Source organism: Protofrankia sp. Cj3 (assembly GCF_917627355.1).
GTDB lineage: Bacteria > Actinomycetota > Actinomycetes > Frankiales > Frankiaceae > Protofrankia.
In genome coordinates, this window is sequence record NZ_CAKJTR010000125.1 from 13687 (window position 1) to 15630 (window position 1944).

Below are 1944 nucleotides of genomic sequence, written 5' to 3' on the forward strand. Positions count from 1 at the left end.
CCCCGGCTCGTCGGTCGCCACCCAGCACCAGGGTGGCTCCCTTCTCCGCCTTGCGCCGCACACACCCCAGCCCCGCTCCTTGATCCACACCCCTATTACCGGGCGCTCTTAGACGTCGATGACCTGTCGATCGTTGTAACGACCGCAGGTCGGGCAGACCGTGTGCGGCCGGACCACGTGGCCGCGTGGGCACTTGGCCAGAGCGGGGGTCGTTGCCTTCCACTGAGCCCGCCGAGAGCGGGTGTTACTACGCGAGGTCCGGCGCTTCGGGACGGCCACTAGTCCTTCTCCTTGTTATCGATCAATGCTGAATTCTCGACCAGCGATGGAAGTGCCGCCCACCTGGGGTCGACCTGTTCATGGGTATGGCCAGGCTCAAGGTCGTCCAGTCGCGCGCCGCAGTCGACGCACAGACCCGCACAGTCCGGCCGGCAGCAGGGTGACAGCGGCAGGTTGAGCACCAACGCGTCACGCAGCGCCGGAAGCAGATCAATATGGTCGTTCACGATCTGCGGACAGTCGTCGTCATCGACGTCGCCCACGACCCGGTCGGGATAGTAGAACAGCTCCCGGATGTCAACCGCCGCCTCGTCCTCGAAGGGGTCGAGACAACGCGAGCACTCGCCCGCCAACGGCGTGGACGCCGTGCCGCTGACCAGCACGCCTTCCATCACGGATTCCAGCCGCACAGCCAGCTCAATAAGCGCGCCCGGCGAAACCTTGATCATTTCGTTTCCCAGCTCCGCCGGCGCGGGAACCTGTGTCACGACATGCTTCATGGAACCCGCGCGACGGCCCAGCTCGCGAATGTCAAGTACGAGCGGGCCACGAGGGCTCCGGCGATGGGATGACGGCCCGGTCATGGGTGGAGTGCCTGTCCTTGCCACGAAAATACTGGATTCACAACTCTCGAACATCACAAAACGACAGACTCGGCCCGGACTCAGCTCAGGTTCGGATGGCTGCCCCACCCGCCGCTCCGGACGCAGACCGCAAGCTTATCCGATCGTCCAGGCTGGCGGCGGTGCGGCCGTCGTGACTCCTCGCCAACCGGCGGGACCGACCACGCTCGGCTACAGGGAGCGAGGCGAGACCTCTGGGCGGCGCCCCTCGAAGGCCGCGAGCTTCCCGGCGACGCGGGCGCCGGGCTCCGGCCGGGCGGCCTTGGCCGCGTCCCGCGAACGCGGCCAGTGGTTCAGTGGTTCAGCTATCGCGCCACCGTTCGCCCACTACCGTTATCGCGCTACTGGGCGAGACGCTCCCGCAACTGCTTGAGTACAAGATCCGGCACCAGCCCGGAGACGTCCCCGCCGTAGGTGGCGACCTCCTTGACCAGGCTTGACGACAGAAAGGCGTACTGCGGGTTCGTGCTCATGAACAGGGTTTCGACGCCCGCGAGCGAATGGTTCATCTGGGCCATCTGCAGTTCGTAGTCGAAGTCACTGACCGCGCGCAGGCCCTTGACGATGGCCTGGATGCCACGGGCCCGGCAAAAGTCGACAAGCAGGCCATGAGAGGACTCGACCAGCACGTTGGAATGCTCGCGCGCCGCCTCACGGATCAGTTCGATCCGCTCGTCCACGGTGAAGAGGTTGGCCTTGCTCTTGTTGATGAGCACAGCCACGACAACCTCGTCGAAGAGCCGGCTGGCACGGCCGATGATATCAAGGTGACCGTTGGTGACCGGGTCGAAGGAACCAGGACAGACAGCCTTTCTCATGATCCGAAACCGTACCAGAGCGTCGCCTCGCCATACGTCCGATTACGTATCGCAACAAGACCATCTGGCCAGTCGAACTGCCCACCGCGCCGCGATCGCTCCACAACACATATACCATCTGGACACAGCCAGGAATGGGCAAGCAGGCGAGTGAGCACGGCTGTCAACTCTACGTTAGACGCATTATACGGAGGGTCCAGAAACACCACGTCAAAAGCATGCCC

The 1944-nt window shown here is 64.1% G+C and carries 4 protein-coding genes; all 4 read right to left on the reverse strand.

Annotated features, from left to right (window positions below; translation table 11 throughout):
* Window positions 1-108: 108 nt before the first annotated feature.
* The 4 genes from rpmF to MJ783_RS16310 all read right to left on the reverse strand — a co-directional run bounded on the left by rpmF (window position 109) and on the right by MJ783_RS16310 (window position 1929).
* The gene (rpmF, locus tag MJ783_RS16295) at window positions 109-279 is read right to left on the reverse strand and encodes a 50S ribosomal protein L32 (protein ID WP_239311301.1); all 171 of its coding nucleotides are present in this window, start codon (window positions 277-279) and stop codon (window positions 109-111) included.
* A complete protein-coding gene (locus tag MJ783_RS16300; RefSeq protein ID WP_239311302.1) occupies window positions 279-863 on the reverse strand; it encodes a DUF177 domain-containing protein in 585 nt (194 codons plus the stop codon). Before MJ783_RS16300 ends, rpmF begins: the two co-directional genes overlap by 1 nt.
* A gap of 380 nt (window positions 864-1243) precedes the next feature.
* Entirely contained in the window at window positions 1244-1720 is a 477-nt protein-coding gene (gene coaD / locus MJ783_RS16305) for a pantetheine-phosphate adenylyltransferase (protein ID WP_239311303.1), read from the reverse strand.
* Window positions 1717-1929, reverse strand: coding sequence for an RsmD family RNA methyltransferase (locus tag MJ783_RS16310; RefSeq protein WP_255724420.1), 213 nt, complete (start codon window positions 1927-1929; stop codon window positions 1717-1719). The genes coaD and MJ783_RS16310 overlap by 4 nt, the downstream gene beginning before the upstream one ends.
* Window positions 1930-1944: the final 15 nt, after the last annotated feature.